Here is a 25,812-nt window from a genome sequence, read left to right as displayed (position 1 = left end):
ATTTGAGCAGATTGGAAATACGCGTATTTTTGTCAGTGGACTTTGACGCCGATAGCGCAGAAAGGCTTTACTACCCAGAGTGCCCTGTCAAAATATCCAAGGCTCTGTTTGGGATCAATGTGGGAGTAGAAAGGCTTCTTAATCTTCTTAAGAGGTATGATATAAAAACGACATTCTTTATACCGGGATGGACAGCTGAAAAGTATCCTCATCGGGTTGAAAAAATAGTAAAAGAGGGGCACGAGATAGCCCTTCACGGATATAGACACGAGAAGCTAAACGAGCTTTCGCCTGAGAAGGAGCTCGAGGTATTTGAAAGAAGCCTCGAGATACTTAAGCGATTTGGAGAAGTTTACGGTTTCAGAAAACCATATTGGGAACTCTCCAAAGAAACGTTAGATATAATATCCCAAAAGGGTATAATCTATGATAGCAGTCTTAGAGGAGGAGATTTCCCCTACTGGCAGGAAACTAAAAAGGGCAAGCTTGTTGAGCTCCCCATCGAGGATATCCTCGATGACTGGCTTCTCTTTGAGATAGATCGAAGAAGCAGCAAGGAGGTATTTTCCATCTGGCAGGAGGAATTCAGTGGGATACGGTACGTGCATGGATGGTATTTTCCTCTGATACTTCACCCAGCATGCATAGGCAGAGGTTCAAGATTAGCCATGCTTGAAAAGCTTATAACGTTCTTCCTAAACAACAGCGCTGTCTTCAGAAGGGGTATCGATATCGCCAGAGAATTCGTGAATATGGCAGGCAACCAGATGGCCTCCCCCCCTATCCTCTAAGGGAGGTTCTCTCCGGGAGCAGATATCCCGCGCATATATACATCTCGGGTGAAACCTGCAACCGGCGGGAGGATTAACCGGTGTAGGGACCTCACCGAGAATAGGTTCCTCTTTTCTTCTTATATCGGGATCAGGCACAGGTATAGCTGAAAGCAACGACCTCGTATAAGGGTGAAGAGGATTTCTGAATAGCTCCTCGGTTGACGCAACTTCAACGATCTTCCCAAGATACATGACAGCCGCTCTCGCGCTTATAAAGCGGACTATACCAAGATCGTGAGTTATAAAGAGATATGTAAGCTTATACTCTCTCTGAAGGTCCTTAAGAAGATTGAGTAGCTGAGCTTGCACCGAGACATCGAGCGCTGAAGTAGGCTCATCAAGAACTATAAAGTCAGGATTGAGAGCTATGGCCCTTAATATACATATTCTTTGCCTCTGTCCTCCCGATAGCTCATGGGGATAGCGATACATATGCTCCTCCTTTAACCCCGCGTTCTTAAGAAGGAAGAGAACCTTCTCTTCTATCTCTCTTGAGGAGAGGCTCTCATGTATTTTGAATGGCTCGCTTAGGATCTCCTTAATCGTCATTCTCGGGTCGAGCGATGACAGAGGATCCTGAAAGACTATCTGCATCCTTCTGCGTAACGGCTTGAGCTCTTTTTCGCTAAGATCGGCTATATTAATATCCTCGAAGAATATTTCTCCTGAGGTAGGCTTAAGAAGCCTCAATACGGTTCTTCCAAAAGTGGTTTTCCCACATCCGCTCTCTCCAACCAGAGCGAGCGTTTCCCCTCTTTCTATCTCAAGGCTTACTCCATCAACGGATCTAACATAGCCTACCACCTTGCCGAATACCCCACCCTTTATAGGAAAATACTTAATGAGATCCTTTACCCTAAGCAGCGCTTCTCCCATCTGAAATTCGATCCTCCTTACCATAAAGATGGCAATAAACGAAGTGCGTATCGCAATCCCAAGCAAGCGGTGGAGGAAGCTTAGCACAAATCTCAGTGGCATGCGAACATCTCGGATGGAACCTGCACCCCTCGGGTGGACGAATCAAATTCGGGACAGCTCCCGGAATAGTCATAAGCTTGTCAACCTTCCTATGAATGGTAGGTATAGCTTTAAGAAGCCCCCTCGTATAGGGATGAAGCGGGTTTTTAAATATCTCTCTCACTGTCCCACACTCAACTATCTTTCCAGCATACATAACGCAGACTCTATCACATGTTTCAGCTACGACACCAAGATCATGTGTAATAAGCCATATAGAGAGCCTAAGCTTCTCCCTCATCTCCTTTAATATGCGAAGTATCTGAGCCTGAGTCGTCACATCGAGAGCAGTTGTAGGCTCATCCGCTATCAGGAGACGTGGCTTCGCAGCAAGCATCATGGCAATCATGGCTCTCTGTCTCATCCCACCCGAAAGCTCAAAGGGATAAGCATCTACCATATGCTCAGGAGATGGCATCCTGACCATCCTAAGAAGCTCAACCATCCTTTTTCTGAGCTCTTCCCCCCTTAGAGCGCTTTCACTTTTTTCAAGAACCTCCGCTATCTGATCTCCAATTCTCATAAGAGGATTCAAAGAAGCCATGGGATCCTGAAAAACCATAGAAATCTTGGTGCCACGTATTCTCTGCATTTCCTCCTCTGAGAGCTTCAGCAAATCAACGTCCTCAAGGAGTATCTCTCCTCCCACTATCCTTCCAGGCGATTCTATAAGCCTCATTACCGAAAGGGCGGTAACGCTTTTTCCACATCCCGTCTCGCCTACGAGTCCGAAAAACTCTCCCTCGTTTATCCTGAAGCTGACACCATCAACCGCCCTGACTATGCCCTCATATGTAAAGAAATATGTCTTGAGATCTTTAACCTCCAGTAAAACCTTGCCCCTCATAGCAAACTCCTTCTAACCTTGGGATCTAATAGATCCCTTAATCCATCTCCCAAAAGATTAAATCCAAGGACCATTATAAGGATGGTTAACCCTGGAAACGTAGCAACCCACCAGTAATCCCTCATGTAGTTTCTTCCTATGCTAACCATCAAACCAAGCTCCGGCTGCGGAGGCTGAGCTCCAAGACCGATGAAGCTTAATCCAGCTGCTTCCAGAACTACATTTCCCATATCTAAGGTAGCCTGAACGAGTATAGGAGCGATTATATTAGGAATAACGTGCTTAAATATTATGTAAACGCTACTCTCTCCTAAAGCCCGCGATGCCTCTATATAGTTCATTTCCTTAACGGAAAGCGTGGCTCCTCTCGCCAGCCTTGCATAAACGGGCCACCAAGTTACCGAAATAGCTATGATCGAGTGAAATATCCCAGGCCCTAAAACGGCAGCTATCGCCATAGCAAGCAGAAGATAAGGAAAAGCAAGAAATATATCCGCTATCCTCATTACGATTTCATCGAACTTTCCTCCGTAATAGCCGGAAAAAACGCCTATTACGGTTCCCAAAACGCTAACCATAAGAATAACGACAATGGCTATTATAAGATCAAGCCTTATACCGTAGACTATCCTGCTAAATATATCCATTCCATTGTCATCGGTTCCGAGAAGATGCTCCAAAGAAGGAGGTTGAAGCCTCTCTGCAAACCTCATATCCGTGGGATCATGCGTGGCTATAAGCGGAGCGAAAACAGCCACGAATATCATCACACCCACTATCGCAAATCCCATTATCATCAAGGGATTCCGCCGTATCAAAAACAAAGTGTACCTTAGCTCCCTTCCTCTCATTCGCTCTTCCCCAACCTTATTCTTGGATCTATAATGACATACGCTATATCTACCGCGAGATTAACGAGAACATACACGAAAGTTGTTAATATCACCACTCCCAGAACCGCCGGAAAATCTACGTTAGTCATAGACTCAACCGCATACCTCCCGAGACCGGGCCATCCAAATATGGTCTCGGTCAGAACAGCACCCGCCAGCAGATACCCAAACTCATAACCTATGAGGGTAATCGGAGCAATCAGCGCATTTCGAAGCGCATGTTTGAAAATTACCCTGCGAGGGCTCAATCCCTTAGCCTTAGCGGTTTTTATGAACTCAGCTCCTATGACTTCGAGCATTGAAGACCTCGTTATCCTCGCGGTCATACCGGTGGTTGCATAAGCCAGCGTAACCGCTGGAAGAACTATGTGCTTTACGCTATTAACTAACGCTTCCCAGTTACCCGTAAGTATGCTATCAACTATATAAAGTCCCGTTATCGTTTGAGGAGGCGTGATATAAGGATCTAATCTGCCGGGACCAGGGAATATACCAAGCTTAAAGTAGAAAACCAAAAGAAGGATCAAACCCAGCCAGTAAACGGGCATGGAAACCCCACTTAATGCAAAGACCCTTATAACATGATCTAAAATAGAGTTTCGTTTTACCGCAGAAAGCACACCGAAGAATATCCCCAGCGGAATCATTATAAGCATACTTACAAGCGTGAGTTCAAGCGTTGCAGGGAAATAGGTTAAAAGATCCTGAAGCACAGGCCTACGCGTTAGGATAGACCTGCCAAAATCGCCTCTTATAAGTCTGCCCAGATATGTAAAGTATTGAACATAAAGGGGTTTATCCAATCCAAGCTCTTTAGTTATCTGCTTAAGCTGCTCCCCCGTAGCATGAGGACCCGCTATAAGCCTCGCAGGGTTGCTCGGAACAAGATACATCAAGAAGAAAGTTATAGTAACCGTTCCGAGAAGCACCGGAAAAAGAAGCAATAGCCTTCTTATTATGTAGTGATGTAGCCTCATGGCTCTAAATCACCGCTTTTAAAAGGTGGGAGGGAAGGGAGGCTTCCCTCCCACCAAATCGCCAAACGTTTATCTGTGGAGATCATGGAAGCAGGGAACCTCATAGTAGATTGGATTAAGCACATAACCCTTAACCCAATCCCTTATAGAGACTATCTGCAACCTTTCCGCACACCAGATAGCCGGACAATCTTTCATAATCAGCTTTATAGACTTGGCGAAAAGCTCCTGTCTCTTCTTCTTATCGGGTAAATATCTCGCTTCATCAAGAAGCTTATCGACCTCGGGATTCTTGTAGTAGGCTTCGTTAAAGCCCTTGTCTCCCCACATGGAAGAGTGATACTCATAGTAAAGGAAATCTTCTGGATCCGCATAGTCGGCATACCAGTGCGTATCGAATATCTGTGGAGCCTCATCCTCCTTAGCCATCTTAGCCCAAATGGTCGTCCAGGAAAGGAATTGAATCTTCACCTTTATACCAAGCTCCTTGAGACTCTGCTGAAGAACAAGAGCTGCCTGCTTGTGTATATACCCTCCGGTCTCAACCACAAAGTTCAAGGTAAAGCCACCATTGGGATAGCCCGCTTCCGCAAGAAGCTTCTTAGCCTTCTTGATATCACGCTTGTAGAATGGATAGGTATCATCATACTTCCAGAGAGCGCTCGGTACCGGTCCCCTAAGTCTCCTCACAAAGCCACGCATAGCATCTTTAATGAAAGCATCATAGTCAAAGGCATATGCCAGAGCCTGCCTGACTCTAACATCCTTTAGGGGACCCTTTCTGGTATTAAGACCTATGTAGAATATCGTCAATGAAGGCTGGGTTAGAATCTTTATCCCCTTTTCCTTCTTAACCTTGAGAAGATCATCCTCAGATATCCTGAAGGCTATGTCGACATCTCCCTTCTCAAGCAAGAGACGTCTCTCAGATGGCTCCTTTATCGTTCTTATAACCACCTTCTCAAAATACTTTCCCTTCCATCCTTTGAAATAGTCCGGATATCTCACCAGTACGATCTGCTGCTCATGAACCCACCTCTCAAGCTTATAGGGACCAGAACCAACCACCTTATCGTGCAACCAGTTTACTCCCCAAGGATCCTTATCCGTACAGTGCGCCTTGACAAGCTTGCTATTAACGACGGAAGCACCAGATTGCGCTATCAACGTTAAAAACCAGGGAACGGGATGATAAAGGGTAAACTTAACGGTGTACTTATCGAGAACCTCAACGCTTTTTATAACCCTCTTAAGCTGGCTTCCGGGACCCTTGTTGACGCCTATGGTTCTGTCAATGGAGTATTTGACATCGTAAGCGGTTAGCTCGGTTCCATCCTGAAATTTTACTCCCTTTCTCAGATGGAAGATATAAACCTTTCCGTTATCCTTAACATCCCAGCTCTTTGCCAGCTCTCCCTTAACCTGTGTTGCACTCGTTCCATCCATAACGACGAGAGTGTTATAACAGTTTCTTATAACAAGCTGGCTTTTCGGATCCCACGCAACTGCCGGATCAAGCGTTGTGGGATCTTCCGGCGTAGCAACTATGAGAACTCTCGATCGATCTATTCCCATCGCTGGTAAGGCAGATAGAAGAGAAAGTGTCAATGCTAACAATAGAAGTACTCCTGCTTTACGCATTCCATGCACCTCCCTCTTGAAATATAAGAGATAGAATATACTATATATTACTTTAGCATAAAACAAAATGTCAATCCTTGTAATCCAAGAAAAGGAGGGGAACAAATTTGATACCTCAAAGACCCATTCTTGGCGTGCTCATGCTTGAAACGCGCTTCCCAAGGATTCCCGGAGATGTGGGAAACCCAAAGACCTATCCATTTCCGGTAATCTTAAAAAAAATCAAGGGAGCTAATCTTAAAACCGTTGTTATAAAAACCGAACCAAGCCTTCTCGAAAGCTTCATCCAAGGAGCAAAGGAACTTGAACAAGAAGGCGTAAAGGCGATAACAACAAGCTGTGGTTTTACCGTGCTATTTCAAGATGAGATGGCCAAAGCGGTAAAAATCCCGGTATTCACTTCCTCCCTAATCATGATACCAATGATCTTTAAAATGCTCATGGGAAGGATAGGAATAATAACTGCCAATTCCCTCAATCTATCTAAATCACATCTTAAAGCAGCAGGCGTCTTAAACATACCCACCGCTATAAAAGGACTTGAGGATAAAAGCGAATTTAAACGCGTTATTCTCGAAGACTCTCCGAATGGAGATATGCAGAAAATAGAAGCGGAGGTAGTCCAAGCATCAAGAGAGCTTCTTGAAGAGTATCCAGATGTGAAGGGTATAGTCTTAGAATGCCATAATCTTCCTCCTTATAGAGAAAAGATCAAGAGAGAGACGAAACTACCCATATTCGATTTCATCTCCCTCACAAAGTTCGTCTACAGCGCCGTTAGATCTCTCGGAGATGAGCCATAACCCTCTCCAAGGGAGCTATAAAAACGCCCATGCAATAATCGCTTACCCCTCCTATCCATATCAGATTCCCATCATGAAGAATTAGTCCATCTCCGAAGATAACGCCATTTCTATCACCATAAAACTCATTTAAACCCTTTGGAGCGAGGAGATAATCGCTTATTCCCAAAATCTTTCCATTCCCATCCAAGAGCGCAATGCCATTCGCATAGGATAGATCTTCCCTTAAAACTCCATGCCAGCCAATGATATACCTATCCTCAGATAGCTTAACCGCATTCGTTGACCAGCCAACCTTAATCTCCCAATCCTCCGGAGCGAAAACCGGCTTAAGGCTATCCACAGGAATAACTAAATCATCAGCTTCGAGCTCTCCACGCCAACAGACTAAAAGATTTTTAACCTTCAACCTCAAAAGGAAGCTCAAACTATTATCCTTTCTCTTCAAAATAGCGCTATCCTTACAATCGGGCGTCCATAGCTCATCTTTTCCTCTAATCCGAAGATATCCCAGCTTTAAAGCTTCACGGAAAGGTGGTTCTGTCCGAGCAAAAGCCTGAACGGAAAGCTTCTTAAGCTTTCCGTTTTCATGGTAGTGCTTTGATCCAGTATAAAGGATACAATACTCATCCTCTATAGCTCCAACTCTGGCATCTTCACAGCCATGTCCAAACTCCCAAAGCTTATCGGGATAAATCAGTATCCTCATCTCTATCGGTTTTCTAAAGCTCCCTTCAAGAAGATCGCTTATGTCAAGCTCGAAAATTCCAATGCTCGAGTTGTAAGTATAGTAATCAAAGATGAGTCGTGGAAATATATAGGCGGTTTTACCAATAAGAATCGCCCCAGGATTAAACGCCGTTAAGGGAACTTCCCTAATATAGTTAACCACTCTTAAGTCAGAGGCCTTTATGTAGCAAACTCTCTCAAATATATCGGTAAGCCTCTTTTCCCTCAGTCCTTGAAGCGAGCTCTCATTCTCAAGATATGTACGGTAGAGATTTTCCTCCACGCTCAAGACTTAAAACTCCCTTAAAAGCTTTTGTCCCGCTACGAGAAGCGGATCCCAAACCGGTGAAAACGGAGGAGCATACGCCAAATCAGCGTATGCAAACTCCCATATCCTCATGCCATTGGATACAGCTACAGCAAGGGCGTTAATTCTCATACCGCTACCTCTACCTCCCACTATCTGTCCACCTATTATCCTGCCGGTTTTTTCCTCAGCGAGGAGCTTGACCGCTATGGACGAAGCCCCGGGATAATACCCTGCAGCGGTTCTCGACTTAATGAGAGCGCTCTTAAAGCTGAAGCCCTCACTCTTTGCCTCAAAGGAGCTTAAACCCGTTCTCGCTATCTCTAAATCAAAGACCTTCGCTATAGCGGTACCGACGACTCCCGGAAAGAGCGCATACTCTCCTCCAGCAGCGTTATTCCCCGCTATCCTACCCTGCTTGTTCGCGGTCGTTCCCAGAGGAATATACACTTTTCTGCCACTTACTAAATGAAATGCGTCAGCACAATCTCCAGCCGCATATACGCCAGAAGCTGATGTCTCCATTCTTCTATTCACATCTATGGCTCCCTTAGGCCCCAAAGCTAATCCAGCATCCTTAGCGAGCTCCGAATTTGGTTTAACGCCTATGGCAAGCAAAACGAGATCAGCGTCTATCTTGCCCTTATCGGTTATCACTCTTTCAACCCTTTCTCTACCTTCGAAGCCAAGGACCTTGGTAGAGGTTAGAAGCTCAACTCCCCTCGACTCAAGCTCTTTCTCCACAAGCTCAGCCATATCGACATCCATATTTATGAGGATCTGAGGCATTAACTCAACCAAGGAAACCTTCAATCCAAGCGAAGCAAAGCTCTCTGCCATCTCAACACCTATATACCCCGCTCCAACTATAACGGCCCTTTCAGGACTTTCTTTAGATATAAAATCCTTTATCCTTTCACCATCTTTCACGCTCCGTAGGGTAAAAATCCCCTTGAGATTTCTTCCCTCGAAAGGAGGTAATATCGGGCTCGCTCCCGTAGCTATAACGAGAGAATCATAGCGAAACTTTTCTCCACCGGCGAAAACAACCCCCTCTTTCGGATCTATTCCCTCAACGCGGACGCCGGTTTTAACATCTATTCCCGCATCCTTAAAGGCGTTCACCGTTCTTGCGATAAGCTTCTTCCTATCCTCTATAACTCCACCTATGAAATATGGCAGTCCACAGGATCCGTAGGAGAGATCCTCCTCATCCGTGAAAAGAAGAACATCAAGATCGGAATTTACCCTCTTAGCCTTAAAGGCTGCAGAAGGTCCCGCTGCAACGCCACCTATAATTATCAACCTATCCGGCATAGTTTATCCCCTCCCACACACGATAGCTATATTAAATCTGACTATAAAATTATAGCTTTCTCTTTCTTGACTATCAAGACTTCAGTATGATATTATCTCATTAAATTAGATTTAAGTAAGCTTAAAGGAGGCGCATTAAACTATGAAGTTCTTCTCAAGAAAACAGAGCGCAATTCTAATAGCGGTTATACTGCTACTTGCACTTGCGCTCTCAGCGTGGGCAATCGGTAAGACGAAAATAATAAGATATGGAAAGGGATACCGTTTCGACAAGAATGGCTGGATCTATGTACACATCGAAGGAAAGCCTTACGAAAGGGGTTTTCAACACGGATATCTAATCGCCAAAGATTTAAAAGAGATCCTAAGGGTTACGAAATTCGTCACCTATTGGAATACTGGCAAAAACTGGGAATACTTTAAAAAGGCAGCGATTAAGCTTTTCGCTAAAAAAATAGACCAAGAAATAATGAACGAGATCAGGGGTATAGCCGACGGTGCAAAGAAAGCGGGGGTTAATGTAAGCTGGCAGGATGTCTTAACCTGGAACGTCTACTATGAGCTTCTTGATTACTGGTGGCCCAATCAGGAAGAGGGAAAATTCTCCGAGGGGAACAGCAGTGGGAGAGGACACTGTAGTGCATTTATAGCCACGGGAAGTGCCACCGCCGACGGCGAAATAGTAATGGCTCATAATTCCTGGTGCAACTTCACAATGGGACAGTTTATGAACGAGATACTTGACATAGTTCCAGAAAAGGGGCATAGAATGTTTATGCAGAGCCTTCCCGGATATGTATACAGCATGACGGACTTCTTCATAACGAGCGCCGGCATAGTCGGTACGGAAACCACCATAGGCGGATTTAAGGTTTATAACCCCGATGGATCTCCCGAATTTTACAGGGTAAGGAAAGCAATGCAATACGGAAATACGCTCGATGATTTCGTAAAGATAATGGTAAAGAACAACACAGGAGGATATGCCAACAGCTGGCTTATAGGAAATATCAAAACGGGAGAAATAATGAGGTTCGAACTCGGACTCAAGTACTATAGCATCACAAAGAAGAAAAACGGATACTTCATAGGATTCAATGCCCCCATAGACCCAAGAATAAGAAACCTTGAATGCTCAAACACTGGATTCGCAGATATAAGAAGGCATCAAGGAGCAAGGCAGGTCCGCCTGACACAGCTTATGAAAGAGTATTATGGGAAGATAAACGCTGAAATAGCGAAGAAAATACTTGCAGATCATTACGATGTATACCTTCACAAGATAAATCCTTGCTCACGCACAATCGACGGACACTACGAGCTTGATGCGAGAGAATTCATGTGCCAGCCGGGACGCCCCCTACCATTTCAACCAAGGGGGACGGTTGATGGCAAGGTTCTAACTACCGCTTTAGCAAAGAAAATGAGCTTCTGGGCAAGGTGGGGAAATTCAAGCGGAATGCCTTTCTACGCGGAAGAATTTCTAAAAAGGCATATACAGTGGGAGCACCTAAGAGGGTATCTTAAGGACAGGCCCTCAGAACCTTGGGTCCTCTTTAAAGCAAGTGAGAGATAAATCCTTTAGGGCTCTCCTTCAAGGAGGGCCCCCTTCAATCTACAAGGAGCGCTCTGCCCTTCGCGAGCCTTTTCGCAGAATAAAGAGCCCTATCAGCTCGCGAGAGAGACTCTTTTAATCCCTCTCCTTCTCTTCGAGATGAAACACCCACAGATACACCAGGGCGAAAGAGTGGAGCGAAAGGCAAGCTGATGTTTCTCGTCTCCCTTATAATATCCTCTGCTATTCTCAACGCATCTTCACCATCACACTCTTTAAGAAGCACGACAAACTCATCTCCTCCATATCTTATCAAGATATCTCTCTTCCTTATCCTGTTCTTTATAACATCCGCTATCGCTATAAGAAGCAGATCACCCACCTGCCCATGCCTGTCATTAACGGTCTTAAGATCGTCCACATCTATAAGTAGAACGGAGAAAGAATCGCTCTCGTCGAAATTGGCTAAAGCGGTTCTGTTATAGACACCGGTCAATCTATCCTTTAGAGATTCCTCCCTCGCCTTTTTAAGGTTTCTTGAAATGGAAGCAAAGTCCCTTATGATCTCAACACCAACGCAAGCTCCCATGACGAACATCCCCATATTTATCGCCTGAAAGTACGGTATCACAGGTTTGCCAAAGAACCCCATAAGAAAGATCAGCATATTTACAAGCCCCGTACCACCAGCAAACACATTAGCCAAGGAAACAGATGGAGACTTATGAAATCCCCGGAGGGAAAAAGCTATAATATCCACGATCACGGGCAAAAAGAGAAGAATAAAGAAAGCGCTGAAAAGGTTAAAGCTTCTCAAATCCCATACGAAAAAGACTCCAACGAGCCAGAGAGAAACGAGAGTTGACTTTAAAATACCCCTGAGGAAATTTTCAGGAGCTTTAAGAAAACTGCTCATGGAAAAATACCATATCATAAGCGCAAGATAAAGGGATAAATCTACAACCTTCTTAAATGCAAGCAGAGGAACCGAAAGCTCTTCCAGAAAAATCATATCCATCTGACCGATGAAGATGAGGATAAATGCCACTCCCATATCGCGGTAAAAGCGAGCTCCTCCCGAGAAGGCAATGCCGAGCAGAATGAAACCTATTGCAAGCATGACGCCCATCTCAAGCAAGGCAAGACCTGAAATGAGAAAATTAACCCCCCTAACAAACCTTCTGGCATCTACATCCCTCGTCAGAAAAGGCGCTCCATTTAAGCCAAACCCAAACAGCGAGAGAGCCCTAATTTCGAGCCTCTCACTGGGAGCAATTTTACGAGGAAGGATCGCTAAGAAGGCTCTATTCCATATATTGCTATTCCCCTCCGAGATGTCTCCAACCCTTGCTATAACCTTATCGCCCACATAAACCTCGAAGGCTTGAGCAAATATACCCGGTATAACGAGAACCGGATCACCTAAGCTCCTGAGTCATTCTCGAGGAATCGAAGCTTCCAAAGTAAAATAAACCTTCTTCGGCTCCCCGAGAGAAAGAGGAAAATAGCAGGGAAAGGAAAGCTCCCTACCACTTAAAACCCAGTGAGGGACCTTAAATTCCTTCTCTCTCCAAAAACCAGAGAAAAGCGAAAATTGAAGAAACAGGAGAACGATACCCAGCGTTATAAGGGCAAGGGTGAAAGCAAGCCCCTTGCTTACCCCCTCTTCAATGAATCAACCTCCTTCCTGAGATTCCCTGCAAACGAAGTCTCCTCGAAAGACAGGAATCCCACAATAGGGACATACCAAAACCCTCTGAGCTTCGGAAAGCCATATCTCTTCAAAATCATCAAATAAAGCCCCACATGATAAACAGCATATTCTCATCTTACGCCTCCTCCCCACATCCTAAATTTAAATCTGATTCTATACCTTTCTCGATTTCCTTTCAATCCCCCAAACAAAAAGGGACTCCCTCAAACTAACCAAACAGGAGCCTCGTCACCGTATATTAACTACCCATTAACCCTATCGGTCCGCCTCCATAGGCTTCATCCAATACAGTACAACTCCGCTGCTTTTTCATACGATTTAATTTTTCAAATTATAAAATTTTAGGCTACCCAAATACTCCTTAAGCAGGTTAAATTCTCTTTCAGTTTTAGCTCCTGAAGCACCTCCTATATACCTCCTTACCTAACTTTACTAACCTCTCATATAGCTTCTCAGGAGCAAGCCCCTCAACGGTAGCAAACCAAGCAGAAAGCTTATATTCGGTTATAATCGGAGCTAACCACCTGAACCTCTCTGTTTCAAAGAAAAGGCGCTCATAGGGGGTTTCAGGAAGTATAGGCATGGCTAAGGAACTTATACTGAGAAAAAATAGGATAAGCAAACTTAGAAGTAAGAATCTCTTCATATTCATCACCCTTAAAATCACAAGTTATCACTAGAAATCTGATCTCTAAAATATTACCTCTGATGTATTGACTTGAAAATTATCTAAGTTATAATACTATTAAAAGGAGGTGGGTATATAATGCGAGTTAAGGGAGCCGGATTAGCGATTTTAATCGCGTCCATACTATTAATGCTCTGCGTTAGTATAGCTGTAGCTTCGACTCCAAAGCCAACTTTCACTGCGAAGGAAGGCTTTATTCCCGTAAAATATGGCAAGATCTGGTTCCGCATAGTGGGTATCGATAAACCCGGTGTCCCGCTACTTGTGCTCCATGGAGGTCCTGGAATGACACACTACTATCTTGAAAGCTTAGAAGCCTTAGCTGATCAAAGACCTGTAATCTTCTACGACCAGCTGGGCTGCGGAAACTCCAAAGCAACAACGAAAAACCTTGCCCTATTTTGTACGGTACAGAGCTTCGTTGACGAAGTAGATACCGTTAGAAAAGCACTCGGACTTAAAAAAGTACATATACTGGGGCACTCCTGGGGATCCATGCTCGCAGTAGAATATATGACTCGCAAGAACCCTAAAGGCGTCCTCAGTCTTATCCTCGCAGGTCCCTATATGAGTACAAGAAGATGGATTTCCGATGCTAAAAGCTTGCTAAAAACTCTTCCAACAGATATCCAAAAGACGGTAGAAGAATGTGAAGCCCAAAAGGATTTTGATAATCCTAAATATCAGCAAGCCATGATGGTATTCTATAAGCTCTTCTTCTGCAGACTTGATCCTTGGCCCCCGTGCTTAGAAAAAGCCTTCCAAACCATGGGATACGATGTCTATAATTACATGTGGGGACCAAGCGAATTTACCTGCACTGGAGTATTAAAAAATCATGATATAACTCAAAAGCTAAAGCAGTTAAAGGTTCCAGTTTTATACATATGCGGAGAATTCGATGAGGCACGTCCCGAAACTACAAAATACTACCAGAGTATAACCCCGGGAGCTAAAATGTATGTTATAAAGGGAGCTTCACACTGCCACCATCTTGAAAAACCAAAGATATTCAACAAAATAGTTAGAGAGTTCCTTAGCGAGCACGATAAATAACCCACCTGCCTTCTAAATACCCCTTTCACCCTGTCGTTTCCTTAATAGGAACGGTAGGGTGAATTTTTCCCGTGAGATCTTCTACACAAGATACACTATAAAATAAAGCACACATGAAGTATCAATATTCGCTCATACCCGTGAGCTGTATTCTATAGCCGCTAAGATGCGGTAGCATCCTACCTGTAGGATGCTACCGCATCTATCACTGCGAGAAAGATCCCACTTTTACTTACAACCACTCCCTTTGCATCCAAAACTTCTCTTATCACGACTTGATTATCACTAATTCTCTTCCTCCCCATCTTCCTCACAAAACTTAACTGCTTTTCTTAATCCCACTCCTTGCCTAACGCATGGGTTAGAGTTTCTCTCAAATTCTTTAAATGCTCTTTCATCGACTTCTCAGCGTTCTCCGGATCCCTTGCCTCAATGGCACGTAGAATTTCCAAGTGCTCACGAAGTGCTTTTTCCGGCCTTCCTGGCACGCTCAAGGAAATCTCTCTACTCTCTCTAAGCATAACACCTAGCAAAAGCATTATTCTTGTAAAAATAGGATTCCCTGTAGCCTTTGCCAATGCTAGGTGGAATCCTAAAGATGAATTAATGCCTAATTTCCCTTCTCTTATTTCCTCTTCCATCTCGCTAAGGTAGTTCCTCAAGCTTTCAAGGTCTTCTGCTGTTCTTCTCACAGCAGCTACAGCAGCTATGCCTGGCTCTATGACTTCTCTAAATTCGAGTAGATCCAGCAATAATTCTCGGGAGCTTTGCAGCACTACACCGATGCTAGCAAGGCAGCTATTGTCTAAATTATTTTTAATAAAAGTTCCCTTTCCAGGTATTATATCTACAATCCCCATGCTTTCCAGCAGACGAAGAGCTTCCCTTACAACTATTCTACTAACCCCAAACATGGATGCAAGCGATTCTGCAGAAGGCAACTTGCTACCTTTCTTAAATTTTCCCTTCGCGATGAACTCCTCTATTTTACACATAACCTCCTCATAGAGTTTAACACGCTTTATCACATTATTCATTCTACAATTTACCTCCCACACTATGTCATTGTAATACTACATACTACTTCATTATTAGATTAGGAATATACATAGTTAAACCCGGGAAGAAAGTAAGAATGAATAGGCCTATCAGTAAAACGCCAATAAAGGGTAAAATTCTTTTCGCAACAGAATCGAATGGAACATTACATATTCTAGCAGCTACATATAAAGTTACAGCTACAGGTGGGGTACACATGCCTATTGCTAAGTTAGCAGTCATTAACGCCCCATAAAACACAGGGTCTATACCATATCTTAAGGCAATAGGTTCAAGCAAAGGGGCTAATAAAATAATGACTGCAGATCCATTCTCAAACATTCCTGCTATAAGTATTATAATATTGGAGAGTATTAAGAAAAGAGTCCCACTCTCAATGTGCTTTATAGCAAAAAGGGTAAGTAACTGTGGTATTTTTTCCCTTGCTAATATCCAACCAAAGCAGGAAACTCCTGCAATAATAAAAAGCACAGTTGCACTAGTAATAGTACTTTTTAAAATGATCTGCTTTGTTTTACTCCACTCCAAGGTGCGATATACACATTTACCTATAAGATACGCATACACCACAGCTACAACAGCAGCTTCCGTAGGCGTAAATATCCCACCATATATCCCTCCAAGTATAATGAAAGGAGCCCCCAATGCCCAACTGGCTTCTTTAAAAGCCTTAGAAAAACTCTTACGCTTTTCCGTGATCGCACCATAACCATTTTTCACAGAAACATACCATTCATAGACAATGAGAAGCGTGCCATATAATATTCCTGGAACGATCCCTGCCAGGAAGAGCTTAGCAACAGAAGTATCAGTAACTGCTCCATAAACAAGCAGTAATATACTAGGAGGGATTAGGATACCCAGGGGGCCGGAAGCAGATATCACACTTGCAGTGAACTCTCTAGGATAACCCTCTTCCTCCATAGCAGGAGCTACAGTAGCTCCAATGGCTGAAGCAGTTGCTGGCCCAGATCCTGAGAGTGCCCCAAAAAGCATGCACGAGATAGTAGTAATAAGCGGTAGAGATCCTCTTCCTCTCCACATAAAAGACTTTACGAATTCTACCAGCGCTCCTGAGATTTTGCCCTCATATAAGAGATCGCCACTCAGTATAAAGAGAGGTATTGCAATAAGTTCAAACCTATTAACTCCTTCAAACAATCTTTGAACCATCATTGCTAAAGCAAACGCTTCGCCCCGGATTACTAAGTAGAATACAGATGTAAGCATTAAAGTAGCCGCAATAGATACCCCACTAAAAAGCAGCAGCAAAAACACACCTAAAATTAGGATTCCCGAATATTCCATAGGATACCCCCTCTCCTCAGCTAGTACCTTTATATGATGTGGCGACTGTTAGTAGTCTCTCTACAGAAAAAATAGCCATTAGCGTGCCCGAAAAAGGTATAGCAAAGTACATGTAAAACATTGGTAGCCATGTAATAGTATCACATCTTTCTTCCAAACCATAAGCAGCCCATATACTCCCTATGTAAAGCATTATGTATACATAGAGATAAAGACTTACAGCTTCCGCGAATATAACAACCACCATCCTTAATTTTCTACCAAGTCTTGAGGTAAGAACTTGAGTCCCAACATGGGCGTTACTCTTAAGCGCCTTTGCTGCACCAACAAAGGAGGTCCATACAAAAAGATACCTACTAATCTCTTCGGTCCACGGTGCAGGAACATGTAGTATAAATCTATTTATTACTTGAAAGAACACCATTCCAACCAATGTTATACTTAATGCTATAGATAAAATCGTCGCTATTTTATCTGCAATATCCACTAACCACCTGAAACACTTCACTTCTTCTAACCCCTTTAATCTCCGTGATCCACTTTAGAAGCAAGCATAAGCAACGCACTGCACCTAAAAAAGATAAAATTGCTTTTTACTTATTTAATTGCTTCTATAGCCTGTATGTAGCTTTTCCACTCCTTATACTTCTCGTACAAAGGCTGCATCACCTTTCTCCCCTCAGCCCTACTTGCAGGATAATACTTCATTCCTCCTTTTGTAGCAAGCCATTCCCTATCCCTTTTCTCGGTCTTCTTCGCCACTTCCCACTGCCATGCTGTAGCTTTCTTAGCAGCTTGAAATATTACTTTTCTATATTCTGGAGAAAGCCGCTTAAAGGTCCTTACACTCATCATTAAAGGTTCCAATAGATTGCACATCTTTGTTTCAAACACATACTTTGCCACTTCATAGTGCTTGCTTTTGCGCACATTGATCGGTCCTTGAATCTCAGCATCTATAGTACCCAATTGCAGGGCCGTATAAACCTCGGAAAATGCTAAAGGAGTAACTACTGCTCCTAAGACCTTTCCCATTTGCACAAATACCTGTGATGGTTGCACCCTTAGCTTTATTCCCCTTATGTCCGAGAAGGACCTGATAGGCTTTCTGGATACAAAGCTGTAGGTTCCGTTGTAGAATGCACCTACTACTTTTATTCCTTTCTTCTCCGTGAACGAAAATATCTTTCTCCCAATGTCGCTATTTATGACCTTCCATGTATGATCCCAATCTCTATAAATGTAAGGGAGAGCGAATATTCCAGTAATGGGCGCATATGCTTCTAAAATGCCATTCCATCCAAGGCAAAAATCCAGTCTTCCCATAGATACTGCTTGCGCCAATGCTTTCTGTTTTCCCAACTCAGCATTGGGATAAATGACGATCTTAATGGCACCTTTAGTTCCCTCATTGACGAGTTTTGCAAACATTTCAGCTCCAAGATGATAAGGATGATTAGTTGGCATCTCATGAGCTAATCTTAGCACCATGGTATCAGCCATTGCTATGCCCTGCATACCGATTATACAAAGAAACATCAACACTACTAAAATCCCTCCCACATACACCTGCCTCTGTTTCATCCTTCAACACCTCCTTCTAAGTAATCCTGAGCTTGCTTAGGCTCTTTACATACCTCTTCTCCCAATCCTATGACAACCTAATATAATAGCCTTTCCTCCATACCACCTCCTTCACTATCAAATGACTACTAAACACCTAAGATGCATCTCTCAGCTAAAAGTAGTCTGCAATTAGACCGCTGTCTTGAAGGACATTTGACATCTCCTTCGCCGCTCTTAGCTTCTCTGATATTCTGCGTTTCAGCTCCGCATTATCTAATTTCTCCTGCGCCACACCCTGCTCTATAGCTTTCTTTGCAACTGCTATGGCTTCCTCCACGTACATTTCTTCATCATCCATGGTAGGTACAATATAATCTTCGTGGAGCCCCTTCTTGAATGCAAAGTCAGCTATTGCATTAGCTGCAGCTATACACATTTCATCTGTTATCTCGGTAGCCCTAACTTCCAAAGCACCTCTAAATATAGCAGGGAAACCCAAAGAATTATTCACCTGGTTTGGGAAATCACTTCTACCAGTGGCAACGACTCTTGCCCCTGCTTCCTTTGCCTCCCACGGCCATATTTCAGGTACAGGATTTGCACAAGCAAAGACAATAGCGTCTTTTGCCATAGATTTTATCCATTCCGGTTTTATAGTGCCGGGCCCTGGCTTAGAAAACGCTATACATACATCAGCTCCCTCTATGGCCTCCTTTATGCCACCTTTTTTACCTTCAGGGTTGGTAATCATGGCAAAATAATGTCTCGGATCTCTTCTCTCAAAATTATCAGCATTGTGTCTACCTAAGATACCGTTAATATCACATGCAATAACATTTTCCGGTCTTGCTCCAGCTTTCAGTATAAGTCTAAGATTTGCAGTATTAGCGCCCATACCTATAAGAGCTATTTTGACCTTTGCTATATCCTTATTTACAACTCGAAGGGCATTGGTAAGTGCTGCCAATGTAATTACTGCTGTACCTTGCTGATCATCATGAAACACCGGTATAGAAAGCTCCTTCTTTAACCTATCTAGAAGATAAAAACACTTTGGGCTTTCTATATCTTCGAGGTTTATACCTCCAATAGAAGGAGATATCCATTTGCAGAAAGATACTATCTCATCTATATCTGTTGTATCTATACATAAAGGTATAGCGTCTACTCCGCCTAGGTACTTAAAGAGTAGGGCTTTGCCTTCCATCACAGGTAAACCAGCTTCTGGTCCTATGTTCCCAAGGCCTAGTATTCTGGTTCCATCTGAAATTATAGCAATAACATTAGCTTTATTAGTATATTTATAAACCTGCTTTTTGTTATCTCTTATGATCTTGCACGGAGCAGCAACCCCAGGTGTATACCACACAGCAAAGTCCCTAAAATCCCTTATAGGTACCTTTGGGGCAATCTGAATCTTCCCCTCATACAGAGGATACAACCTTATAGCATCCATGGAAGGCTTTTCTGCCTTTTTTAAGAGAGCTTCCACATCTGCTTTTTTACCCATCATCCTAGCCTCCTTTTACTTTATAAGGGCCAATCATCTTAGACGGGTCAACAATACGATCGAATTCCTCCGGACTGACATACCCAAGTTTTACCGCAGCTTCTTTAAGGGTAAGCCCTTCTCTATCTGCTAAATGGGCTATTTCAGAAGCCTTATCATAACCTATAGCACGTGCAAGTGGCGTCACAAGCATAAGGTCGTTTTCGAGGTACTCCTTTATCTTATTGAGGTTTGGTTCGATACCCCTAACAAGATTCCTATTGAAAGAATTGCAAGCGTCTGTCAGAAGCCTTATGGATTGCAAGAGATTGTATATCAAGACAGGTTTGTACACATTCAGCTCAAGCCCTAGTCCAGAAGCAGCCATATTTATCGTTACATCATTTCCTACCACCTGACAGCAAACCTGCGTCAGAGCCTCGCATTGGGTGGGGTTAACCTTACCGGGCATGATAGAACTTCCAGGCTCATTTGCAGGTATTCTTATCTCACCAATACCGCAACGAGGCCCCGATGCTAGAATCCTTATATCATTGGCTATTTTGTGCAGGCTATTTGCAACCGTTTTTAAGGCCCCACTAACCTCAGCAATAGCATCATGTGCAGCTATTGCTTCAAATTTATTGGGAGCAGGAATAAAATCTATATTAGTCATTTTAGATATCTCTTCCACTGCCAATGTATCAAAACCCTCTGGTGAATTAAGTCCTGTTCCTACAGCCGTTCCTCCAAGCGCAAGTTCCTTTAAGTGAGGTAGAGCATTCTCAATGGCTCTTATCCCATGTTCTAGCTGACTTACATATCCAGAGAACTCCTGTCCAAGCGTAAGTGGCGTAGCATCCTGTAAATGAGTTCTACCAACTTTTATTATATCTTTAAACTCCTCTGCTTTCTGTGCAAATGTATCTTTTAGTGATCTCAGCGCTGGAATAAGTTCGTTTACTATCATAAGCGTAGCAGCAATAGACATAGCCGTAGGCATAGTATCATTAGAAGATTGAGACTTGTTCACATGGTCGTTTGGATGGATAGGATACTTGCTACCCCGTTCACCCCCAAGAAGCTCGTTAGCCCTATTGCTTATAACCTCGTTCACATTCATATTTGTCATGGTCCCGCTTCCTGTTTGCCATACAGGAAGCGGAAAGTGATCGTCCAATTCACCTCGGATAATCTCATCTGCTACTTTGCATATTATATTCTTTGTTTTCTCATCAATTACTCCCAACTTATAATTCGCTATGGCTGCAGCCTTCTTCACTATACCAAATGCTCTTATAACCTCAATGGGCATTTTTTCCTCGCCTATTTTGAAGTTTTGCAAAGCACGCTGCGTTTGTGCCCCCCAATACTTATCCTTAGGGACCTTAACCTCCCCTAAACTATCTCTCTCTATTCTATATTCCACTTTGCACACCTCCTCATTTCAGCTGGAATAATTCACACTAAGGATTTCATCCTTGACTCTGGTTGCTTTCTTAGTTAAGTCTGTGAACATATTGTTTCCATGGGCATCTATACCAACTATAAGAGGACCCCAATTATTGACTTTTAGGACCCATATAGCTTCAGGTACCCCAAGTTCTTCCAACCAGTGGACTCTTAGAACCTTCTCTACAGATTCGCTATGGACCACAGCACACCCAGGTGCTGCCAATAAGTAAACCCCGCCATATTTTCTAAGAGCTTGTGTAGTATTCTTCCCCATTCCGCCTTTACCCACTATTACTTTAACACCAAGCTTACCCACCATCTCTGAGTGAGGTTCCATTCTTGTACTTGTTGTAGGACCTATAACCCATATTTTCCACTCATCATTTACTTTCTTAACCACAGGTCCTGCATGGAATATAACTGCTCCCTCAAAGTTCTCCGGTAAATCTCCTTGATTTTCGAGTATCTCCCTAATTCTGAGATGAGCCATATCTCGGGCAGTATAAACAATACCTGTGATAAACACCGTATCTCCTACAGATAAGTCTGCTATCTCCTCAAAAGTAACGGGAGTAATGATGTGTTTTTCCATGTTACTCACCTTCCTTTTCCTTAAACAAGTACTCAACTGTGCAGTCAGGATAAATTCTTATACCGCTCCTCCTTGCTACCCAGCAGTGAAAGTTAACCGCTACAGGACATATAGCCGTATGAGTGTAAGCCATTTCTATTTTGACAGCTAATGCAGTCGTTTTTCCCCCTACACCACCAGCTCCTATCCCCAGCTTATTGATGCTAGACAAAAGTTCCTCTTCCATATCGGCAAGATAAGGATCAGGGTTGCGATCCGTCCATTCTCTGACACTCACTGCCTTACGGCTCAACCTCGCTGCAACATCCATCTGACCACCAATTCCAATGCCCAGAGCTATAGGGGGACACGGTTTAGCTCCAGCCTTTATCACGGTATCTAAAATAAATTCCTTTATCCCTTCTGCATTTTTGCCTATTTGGGCAGGCGTAAATATTTTCACAGCGTTTCCAAGTTCAGATCCACATCCCTTAAAACTCACGATTATATCTATAAACTCAAGATCCGGTTCATAGAACAATTCCATATTAGGAATACCTACTCCACTGTTATCATTTGTATTTTTACGAGTGATTGGATGAACCATACTTGGTCTTAAAAATCCATCTCGAGTAGCGTTAGATATCTCTTCTGATAAAATTGTTTTCAGCCCATCTATATCAGCGCACTTTCCAAACCTTACATATATAGTTCCATATCCTGGAGACTGGCAAACCGGCTTCTTTAACTTCTCTGCCATTTCTACATTTTTAATTTGTGTTTCTAAGATGTTTTTCGCAGCTGGAGAAGTTTCCCTATCATATGCTTGCTTAAGCAAAAGCTTTGCGTCAGGAGCAATAGTTACACAACACTTCTCCCGGAGCAAACGAGATATTTCCTCCCTTAGAAACTCTGGAGTAATACTTCCCATCACTACCCCTCCTTAAAAAAAGAGGAGATGTCATCTATCTCCTCCAAATTCCATATTTTGTCTTTCAATCTTCTTACATGCTTCTCTGGAAGTATGGGTAATAAAAGTTCTTCAAATTTGCTTTCCATTTCCTTATCAAGTAAAGGATTCTCAGGGTCCCCTTTAGGGAATTCCACTATAGAATCATAAGTAGCTCCATCATCACTCACTATTTCAACCCTAGACACCCACTTACTTGGATAGAGCTTAGTATACTTTTCGTCCTCAATTAGATTAACTTTCTCCAATACCCTTTTTACATTCTTATCTTCAAGAAACTGTTGAGAAAAGTGAGCTAAGGAAACCTTTCCGCAGAGTATAGCCACAGATACACAGTAAGGAATACTAAATCTAGCCTCTTCAATAGACTTGGGAAATCTCGTACCAGCTGTTTCTATAGCAACTTTATAGGTATAGACGTTGATCTTAGCTATGCTATCGACCGAAAGCGCACTTTTACAATAAGCCTTTATAGCTGCATCTATAGAGGAATGTATATGTCTACAGCAGGGATAGGGCTTAAATGAAACCTCTCCTATTTTCCAAGTTTCTCCAAGGCCGCTAACCAGCTTCTCTAGTGAAAAGCTTCCATCAGTTGTCGCCCTACATAACCCCTTTTCGCCCTCAAAAATTCTATGCGGCCCCGAGAACCCTCTAGCGGCTAGATCAGCAGCAATTAACCCATCCATGGCTGCCTTAGCCGGATGTAATGGCTTAGTCATAGCCCCATCCAACACAAATTGCCAAAGGCCCGAAGACTGGGTTCCTGCGTTCCCAATTGCAAAAGTAATTTTTTCAGCGTCAAGTCCTAACATTTTAGCTCCTGCTACTGCCGCTCCAAAAACACCACAGGTACCCGTAGTATGCCAATACCTGTAGTGACTTCCACCTAAACATTCCCCCACCCTTATAGAAACCTCATAACCTAGCACTATGGACTCTATCAGCTTCTTCCCAGAAACCCTTAATCTCTCACCTTGACTAAATGCAGCTGATATAGTTGGTGAACCCGGATGATACGTAGATCCCCTATGTACGTCATCTAGTTCAAGTATATGGGAGAAAAAGGCATTAAAGAAAGAAGCAAACAAATGATTTCCCTTTCGCAAAGGATACACTAAAATGGTAGACTCCTCAGTATCCTTTGCAGGCATTTGAAAGACTTGCTTTGAAAGAGGAGTTGCAGAGCCAGCAAATCCTACAGCTATCCAATCCATAATACACTTCTTAGCTGCTTTGACAATATCAGCAGGTATATCTGAATAATCAACCTCATTTACAAATAATGCTATCATATTAGCATACGATCTCATCATACACTAATAATATCATTATACCTGTATACTGTCAACCCAATTAGAAAAGAAAAATAGAGTAAAAGAGAAAGAGATTAAGCTGAGGTGGACCCCAAAATTTGGACAGGGTAAGAAATTCATAAACTACTCAGGGAAGGAACCATTATCGCTAGAAGACCTAAGTACAAGGCTCAATTCAAGGCAAGGGTAGCCCTTGAAACAGTCAAAGCAGACGAAAGTATCAACAAGATAGCCTCGAAATACGAAGCCCACCTGCAGCAGGTAAGGGCTTGAAAAAAGGAGTTTCCAGAGAAGATGGGCTTACCCTTTGAGACGGGCAGTGACATAGTAGCTCTGCAAAAAGAACCTGAGAAGACCTGTCAGAAGATAGGATAGCTGGAGCTGTAATGGAATTTTTTATCAGACTATTGAAGAGGTACTGAGCGAGCGGGAAAGGGTGGAAATGCTGAGAAAAAGGAGGATTTCTGCTGGACTGAGCTTAAGAAGAGCGTGTGAACCTTGAGGGTGTTAAGGAGCAGGGTGTATTACAAGCCTAAGGATGAGCCGGAGGAGAATATAAAGCTCATAGAGAAGATAGAGGAGCTGTATAGAGGGGATTCCACGCTGGGTTACAGGCAAATGAAGACGATGTTGGAAAGGGAATTGGGAATCAATGTGAATCACAAGAGGGTCAGGAGCCTGACGAAGCTCATGAGGCTCAAGGGCATAGCTCCAGGACCCAAAAACACCAGGATATCAGGAACAAATCATATCAACTTTTTGAAGCATCTGAATGTTAAGGAGTTCAACTAAGTATGGTGTGCTGCGGACATAACTTACATAAGAGCCAAAGGGGAATTTGCGCATGGAGTGGCGATAATGGACCTGTATTCCCATAGAATTCTAGCACTTGAGATAAGCAACACGCTTGATGAGCGGATGCACGTAGAAGCAGCGAGGAAAGCCCTTGCCAGATATGGCAAACCAAAGTTTATCCACACAGACAAGGGAAACCAGCTTACAAGTAAGATGTTTACCAAGATGTTTAAGGATGTCAAGGTAAAGATAAGCATTGGGGAGAGGGTTTAGGGACAACATAGTAATAGAGAGGTTATGGAGGAGCTACAAGTGGGATAGGTGTATTCGGGGGAAAGGATGGGATTGAGAAAGCTGAAGGAGGTTACCAAGGAGTGAGTAAGCTATTACAACAGCAAAAGGCCTCACCACCCGCTTGGCTATAAAGCACATGATAAGGTGTATTATGGAGATAAGCACCGGAAGGTTGCGGCGTGAGCAAAATAAGAGTAAATTACTGTCCAAATTGGGGAACCACCTTACCAACTCGAATTCTCCAACCATCACGACCAATTAGCTTCGTGCTTCCTACCGGTCTCGGATTATCAGCAAGTTCAAAAATCGCCTTCTTAATCCGATCAAAATCCTTGCCAAAAATTTTTGCAAGTTCCTTTTGTACTCCCCTTAATATAAATATTCGGTAGCTCATTTACGAGATCTTTCTATCTCCTCTACAGCTTGTTCGAAAGGTATTACTTCATCCTTCGATGCTTTAGCAGCATCGTACGCTCGTATTGATTCAAGCTCCTCTAACTCCTCGCAAATCCGTTTATATTCCTCCACGGGTAAAATTACAGCTATTCTATTGCCCTTCTTGTCTGTTACAAATTGCAAATTCATTAGAATACCCCCATTTCTAAAAGTATT

27 protein-coding genes are annotated in these 25,812 nt (G+C 43.2%); 6 read left to right on the top strand and 21 right to left on the bottom strand.

Going from position 1 to position 25,812, the window contains the following annotated elements:
- The first annotated feature begins 2 nt into the window (after positions 1-2).
- The gene (locus J7M13_02315) at positions 3-791 is read left to right on the top strand and encodes a polysaccharide deacetylase (protein ID MCD6362823.1); all 789 of its coding nucleotides are present in this window, start codon (positions 3-5) and stop codon (positions 789-791) included.
- Here the strand turns inward: J7M13_02315 and J7M13_02310 are convergent.
- The 5 genes from J7M13_02310 to J7M13_02290 all read right to left on the bottom strand — a co-directional run bounded on the left by J7M13_02310 (position 696) and on the right by J7M13_02290 (position 6,208).
- The gene (locus J7M13_02310; protein ID MCD6362822.1) at positions 696-1,709 is read right to left on the bottom strand and encodes an ATP-binding cassette domain-containing protein; all 1,014 of its coding nucleotides are present in this window, start codon (positions 1,707-1,709) and stop codon (positions 696-698) included. The genes J7M13_02315 and J7M13_02310 overlap by 96 nt on opposite strands.
- A complete protein-coding gene (locus J7M13_02305; GenBank protein ID MCD6362821.1) occupies positions 1,690-2,697 on the bottom strand; it encodes an ABC transporter ATP-binding protein in 1,008 nt (335 codons plus the stop codon). Before J7M13_02305 ends, J7M13_02310 begins: the two co-directional genes overlap by 20 nt.
- On the bottom strand, positions 2,694-3,548 hold the full coding sequence (locus J7M13_02300) for an ABC transporter permease (protein ID MCD6362820.1): 855 nt from the start codon (positions 3,546-3,548) through the stop codon (positions 2,694-2,696). The genes J7M13_02305 and J7M13_02300 overlap by 4 nt, the downstream gene beginning before the upstream one ends.
- Positions 3,545-4,567, bottom strand: a complete 1,023-nt coding sequence (locus J7M13_02295) for an ABC transporter permease (GenBank protein MCD6362819.1) — start codon at positions 4,565-4,567, stop codon at positions 3,545-3,547. The genes J7M13_02300 and J7M13_02295 overlap by 4 nt, the downstream gene beginning before the upstream one ends.
- Positions 4,568-4,636: 69 nt before the next feature.
- Positions 4,637-6,208, bottom strand: coding sequence for an ABC transporter substrate-binding protein (locus J7M13_02290; protein ID MCD6362818.1), 1,572 nt, complete (start codon positions 6,206-6,208; stop codon positions 4,637-4,639).
- A gap of 107 nt (positions 6,209-6,315) precedes the next feature.
- Between J7M13_02290 and J7M13_02285 the strand changes: the two genes are divergently transcribed.
- Positions 6,316-7,011, top strand: a complete 696-nt coding sequence (locus J7M13_02285; protein ID MCD6362817.1) for an aspartate/glutamate racemase family protein — start codon at positions 6,316-6,318, stop codon at positions 7,009-7,011.
- Here the strand turns inward: J7M13_02285 and J7M13_02280 are convergent.
- Together J7M13_02280 and J7M13_02275 are read right to left on the bottom strand one after the other, a co-directional pair.
- Positions 6,986-8,029, bottom strand: coding sequence for a glycosidase (locus J7M13_02280; GenBank protein ID MCD6362816.1), 1,044 nt, complete (start codon positions 8,027-8,029; stop codon positions 6,986-6,988). The two genes, J7M13_02285 and J7M13_02280, sit on opposite strands and share 26 nt — an antisense overlap.
- Before the next feature lie 3 nt (positions 8,030-8,032).
- Positions 8,033-9,364: an FAD-dependent oxidoreductase gene (locus J7M13_02275; GenBank protein ID MCD6362815.1), complete on the bottom strand. Its 1,332-nt coding sequence runs from the start codon at positions 9,362-9,364 to the stop codon at positions 8,033-8,035.
- Between the two features lie 142 nt (positions 9,365-9,506).
- Between J7M13_02275 and J7M13_02270 the strand changes: the two genes are divergently transcribed.
- Entirely contained in the window at positions 9,507-10,940 is a 1,434-nt protein-coding gene (locus J7M13_02270; GenBank protein MCD6362814.1) for a hypothetical protein, read from the top strand.
- Positions 10,941-10,974: 34 nt separating this feature from the next.
- On the opposite strand, the gene J7M13_02265 is transcribed toward J7M13_02270, so the two are convergent.
- The 3 genes from J7M13_02265 to J7M13_02255 form a co-directional block, all read right to left on the bottom strand.
- A complete protein-coding gene (locus tag J7M13_02265) occupies positions 10,975-12,288 on the bottom strand; it encodes a GGDEF domain-containing protein (protein ID MCD6362813.1) in 1,314 nt (437 codons plus the stop codon).
- A 306-nt stretch (positions 12,289-12,594) separates the two neighbouring features.
- Positions 12,595-12,747, bottom strand: coding sequence for a hypothetical protein (locus J7M13_02260; GenBank protein MCD6362812.1), 153 nt, complete (start codon positions 12,745-12,747; stop codon positions 12,595-12,597).
- A 274-nt stretch (positions 12,748-13,021) separates the two neighbouring features.
- Entirely contained in the window at positions 13,022-13,279 is a 258-nt protein-coding gene (locus tag J7M13_02255; protein ID MCD6362811.1) for a hypothetical protein, read from the bottom strand.
- A 171-nt stretch (positions 13,280-13,450) separates the two neighbouring features.
- Between J7M13_02255 and J7M13_02250 the strand changes: the two genes are divergently transcribed.
- Positions 13,451-14,377 carry a proline iminopeptidase-family hydrolase gene (locus J7M13_02250; GenBank protein MCD6362810.1) on the top strand — a complete coding sequence of 309 codons (927 nt, stop codon included), beginning with the start codon at positions 13,451-13,453 and terminating at the stop codon, positions 14,375-14,377.
- 332 nt (positions 14,378-14,709) lie between these two features.
- Here the strand turns inward: J7M13_02250 and J7M13_02245 are convergent, their stop codons facing one another.
- The 9 genes from J7M13_02245 to J7M13_02205 form a co-directional block, all read right to left on the bottom strand.
- Complete coding sequence (locus tag J7M13_02245) at positions 14,710-15,414, bottom strand: FadR family transcriptional regulator (GenBank protein MCD6362809.1); 705 nt, start codon at positions 15,412-15,414, stop codon at positions 14,710-14,712.
- A 43-nt stretch (positions 15,415-15,457) separates the two neighbouring features.
- A complete protein-coding gene (locus J7M13_02240; GenBank protein ID MCD6362808.1) occupies positions 15,458-16,744 on the bottom strand; it encodes a TRAP transporter large permease in 1,287 nt (428 codons plus the stop codon).
- A gap of 16 nt (positions 16,745-16,760) precedes the next feature.
- Positions 16,761-17,168, bottom strand: a complete 408-nt coding sequence (locus J7M13_02235) for a TRAP transporter small permease (GenBank protein MCD6362807.1) — start codon at positions 17,166-17,168, stop codon at positions 16,761-16,763.
- A gap of 173 nt (positions 17,169-17,341) precedes the next feature.
- Complete coding sequence (locus J7M13_02230; GenBank protein ID MCD6362806.1) at positions 17,342-18,328, bottom strand: TRAP transporter substrate-binding protein; 987 nt, start codon at positions 18,326-18,328, stop codon at positions 17,342-17,344.
- A gap of 154 nt (positions 18,329-18,482) precedes the next feature.
- Positions 18,483-19,823 (bottom strand): NADP-dependent malic enzyme, encoded by a 1,341-nt coding sequence (locus J7M13_02225; protein ID MCD6362805.1) that lies wholly within the window; start codon positions 19,821-19,823, stop codon positions 18,483-18,485.
- 1 nt (position 19,824) lies between these two features.
- Positions 19,825-21,228 (bottom strand): class II fumarate hydratase, encoded by a 1,404-nt coding sequence (fumC, locus tag J7M13_02220; protein MCD6362804.1) that lies wholly within the window; start codon positions 21,226-21,228, stop codon positions 19,825-19,827.
- Positions 21,229-21,246: 18 nt separating this feature from the next.
- Positions 21,247-21,846, bottom strand: a complete 600-nt coding sequence (locus J7M13_02215) for a fumarate hydratase C-terminal domain-containing protein (GenBank protein ID MCD6362803.1) — start codon at positions 21,844-21,846, stop codon at positions 21,247-21,249.
- Between the two features lies 1 nt (position 21,847).
- Complete coding sequence (locus J7M13_02210) at positions 21,848-22,756, bottom strand: fumarate hydratase (GenBank protein MCD6362802.1); 909 nt, start codon at positions 22,754-22,756, stop codon at positions 21,848-21,850.
- A gap of 2 nt (positions 22,757-22,758) precedes the next feature.
- A complete protein-coding gene (locus J7M13_02205; GenBank protein MCD6362801.1) occupies positions 22,759-24,090 on the bottom strand; it encodes an MmgE/PrpD family protein in 1,332 nt (443 codons plus the stop codon).
- Positions 24,091-24,615: 525 nt separating this feature from the next.
- On the opposite strand from J7M13_02205, the gene J7M13_02200 reads away from it, so the two are divergent.
- Positions 24,616-24,903, top strand: a complete 288-nt coding sequence (locus J7M13_02200; protein ID MCD6362800.1) for a transposase — start codon at positions 24,616-24,618, stop codon at positions 24,901-24,903.
- An 18-nt stretch (positions 24,904-24,921) separates the two neighbouring features.
- Positions 24,922-25,179: a transposase family protein gene (locus J7M13_02195; GenBank protein MCD6362799.1), complete on the top strand. Its 258-nt coding sequence runs from the start codon at positions 24,922-24,924 to the stop codon at positions 25,177-25,179.
- A 220-nt stretch (positions 25,180-25,399) separates the two neighbouring features.
- Here the strand turns inward: J7M13_02195 and J7M13_02190 are convergent, their stop codons facing one another.
- Both J7M13_02190 and J7M13_02185 read right to left on the bottom strand, forming a co-directional pair.
- The gene (locus tag J7M13_02190; protein MCD6362798.1) at positions 25,400-25,594 is read right to left on the bottom strand and encodes a hypothetical protein; all 195 of its coding nucleotides are present in this window, start codon (positions 25,592-25,594) and stop codon (positions 25,400-25,402) included.
- A complete protein-coding gene (locus tag J7M13_02185; protein MCD6362797.1) occupies positions 25,591-25,785 on the bottom strand; it encodes a hypothetical protein in 195 nt (64 codons plus the stop codon). Before J7M13_02185 ends, J7M13_02190 begins: the two co-directional genes overlap by 4 nt.
- Positions 25,786-25,812: the final 27 nt, after the last annotated feature.

It is taken from the genome of Synergistota bacterium (assembly GCA_021159885.1).
In the GTDB taxonomy this organism is placed as follows: Bacteria; Synergistota; GBS-1; order GBS-1; family GBS-1; genus AUK310.
This window is presented reverse-complemented; position numbering and strand designations above follow the sequence as displayed.

What these genes read in the sequence shown, in the direction of transcription:
- J7M13_02310 (MCD6362822.1), bottom strand. Translation starts at nt 1,709, where the DNA reads ATGGGAGAAGCGCTGCTTAGGGTAAAGGATCTCATTAAGTATTTTCCT.
- J7M13_02305 (MCD6362821.1), bottom strand. Translation starts at nt 2,697, where the DNA reads ATGAGGGGCAAGGTTTTACTGGAGGTTAAAGATCTCAAGACATATTTC.
- J7M13_02300 (MCD6362820.1), bottom strand. Translation starts at nt 3,548, where the DNA reads ATGAGAGGAAGGGAGCTAAGGTACACTTTGTTTTTGATACGGCGGAAT.
- J7M13_02295 (MCD6362819.1), bottom strand. Translation starts at nt 4,567, where the DNA reads ATGAGGCTACATCACTACATAATAAGAAGGCTATTGCTTCTTTTTCCG.
- J7M13_02290 (MCD6362818.1), bottom strand. Translation starts at nt 6,208, where the DNA reads ATGCGTAAAGCAGGAGTACTTCTATTGTTAGCATTGACACTTTCTCTT.
- J7M13_02275 (MCD6362815.1), bottom strand. Translation starts at nt 9,364, where the DNA reads ATGCCGGATAGGTTGATAATTATAGGTGGCGTTGCAGCGGGACCTTCT.
- J7M13_02270 (MCD6362814.1), top strand. Translation starts at nt 9,507, where the DNA reads ATGAAGTTCTTCTCAAGAAAACAGAGCGCAATTCTAATAGCGGTTATA.
- J7M13_02260 (MCD6362812.1), bottom strand. Translation starts at nt 12,747, where the DNA reads ATGAGAATATGCTGTTTATCATGTGGGGCTTTATTTGATGATTTTGAA.
- J7M13_02255 (MCD6362811.1), bottom strand. Translation starts at nt 13,279, where the DNA reads ATGAAGAGATTCTTACTTCTAAGTTTGCTTATCCTATTTTTTCTCAGT.
- J7M13_02250 (MCD6362810.1), top strand. Translation starts at nt 13,451, where the DNA reads ATGCTCTGCGTTAGTATAGCTGTAGCTTCGACTCCAAAGCCAACTTTC.
- J7M13_02245 (MCD6362809.1), bottom strand. Translation starts at nt 15,414, where the DNA reads ATGAATAATGTGATAAAGCGTGTTAAACTCTATGAGGAGGTTATGTGT.
- J7M13_02240 (MCD6362808.1), bottom strand. Translation starts at nt 16,744, where the DNA reads ATGGAATATTCGGGAATCCTAATTTTAGGTGTGTTTTTGCTGCTGCTT.
- J7M13_02235 (MCD6362807.1), bottom strand. Translation starts at nt 17,168, where the DNA reads ATGGTGTTCTTTCAAGTAATAAATAGATTTATACTACATGTTCCTGCA.
- J7M13_02230 (MCD6362806.1), bottom strand. Translation starts at nt 18,328, where the DNA reads ATGAAACAGAGGCAGGTGTATGTGGGAGGGATTTTAGTAGTGTTGATG.
- J7M13_02225 (MCD6362805.1), bottom strand. Translation starts at nt 19,823, where the DNA reads ATGATGGGTAAAAAAGCAGATGTGGAAGCTCTCTTAAAAAAGGCAGAA.
- J7M13_02215 (MCD6362803.1), bottom strand. Translation starts at nt 21,846, where the DNA reads ATGGAAAAACACATCATTACTCCCGTTACTTTTGAGGAGATAGCAGAC.
- J7M13_02210 (MCD6362802.1), bottom strand. Translation starts at nt 22,756, where the DNA reads ATGGGAAGTATTACTCCAGAGTTTCTAAGGGAGGAAATATCTCGTTTG.
- J7M13_02205 (MCD6362801.1), bottom strand. Translation starts at nt 24,090, where the DNA reads ATGATAGCATTATTTGTAAATGAGGTTGATTATTCAGATATACCTGCT.
- J7M13_02190 (MCD6362798.1), bottom strand. Translation starts at nt 25,594, where the DNA reads ATGAGCTACCGAATATTTATATTAAGGGGAGTACAAAAGGAACTTGCA.
- J7M13_02185 (MCD6362797.1), bottom strand. Translation starts at nt 25,785, where the DNA reads ATGAATTTGCAATTTGTAACAGACAAGAAGGGCAATAGAATAGCTGTA.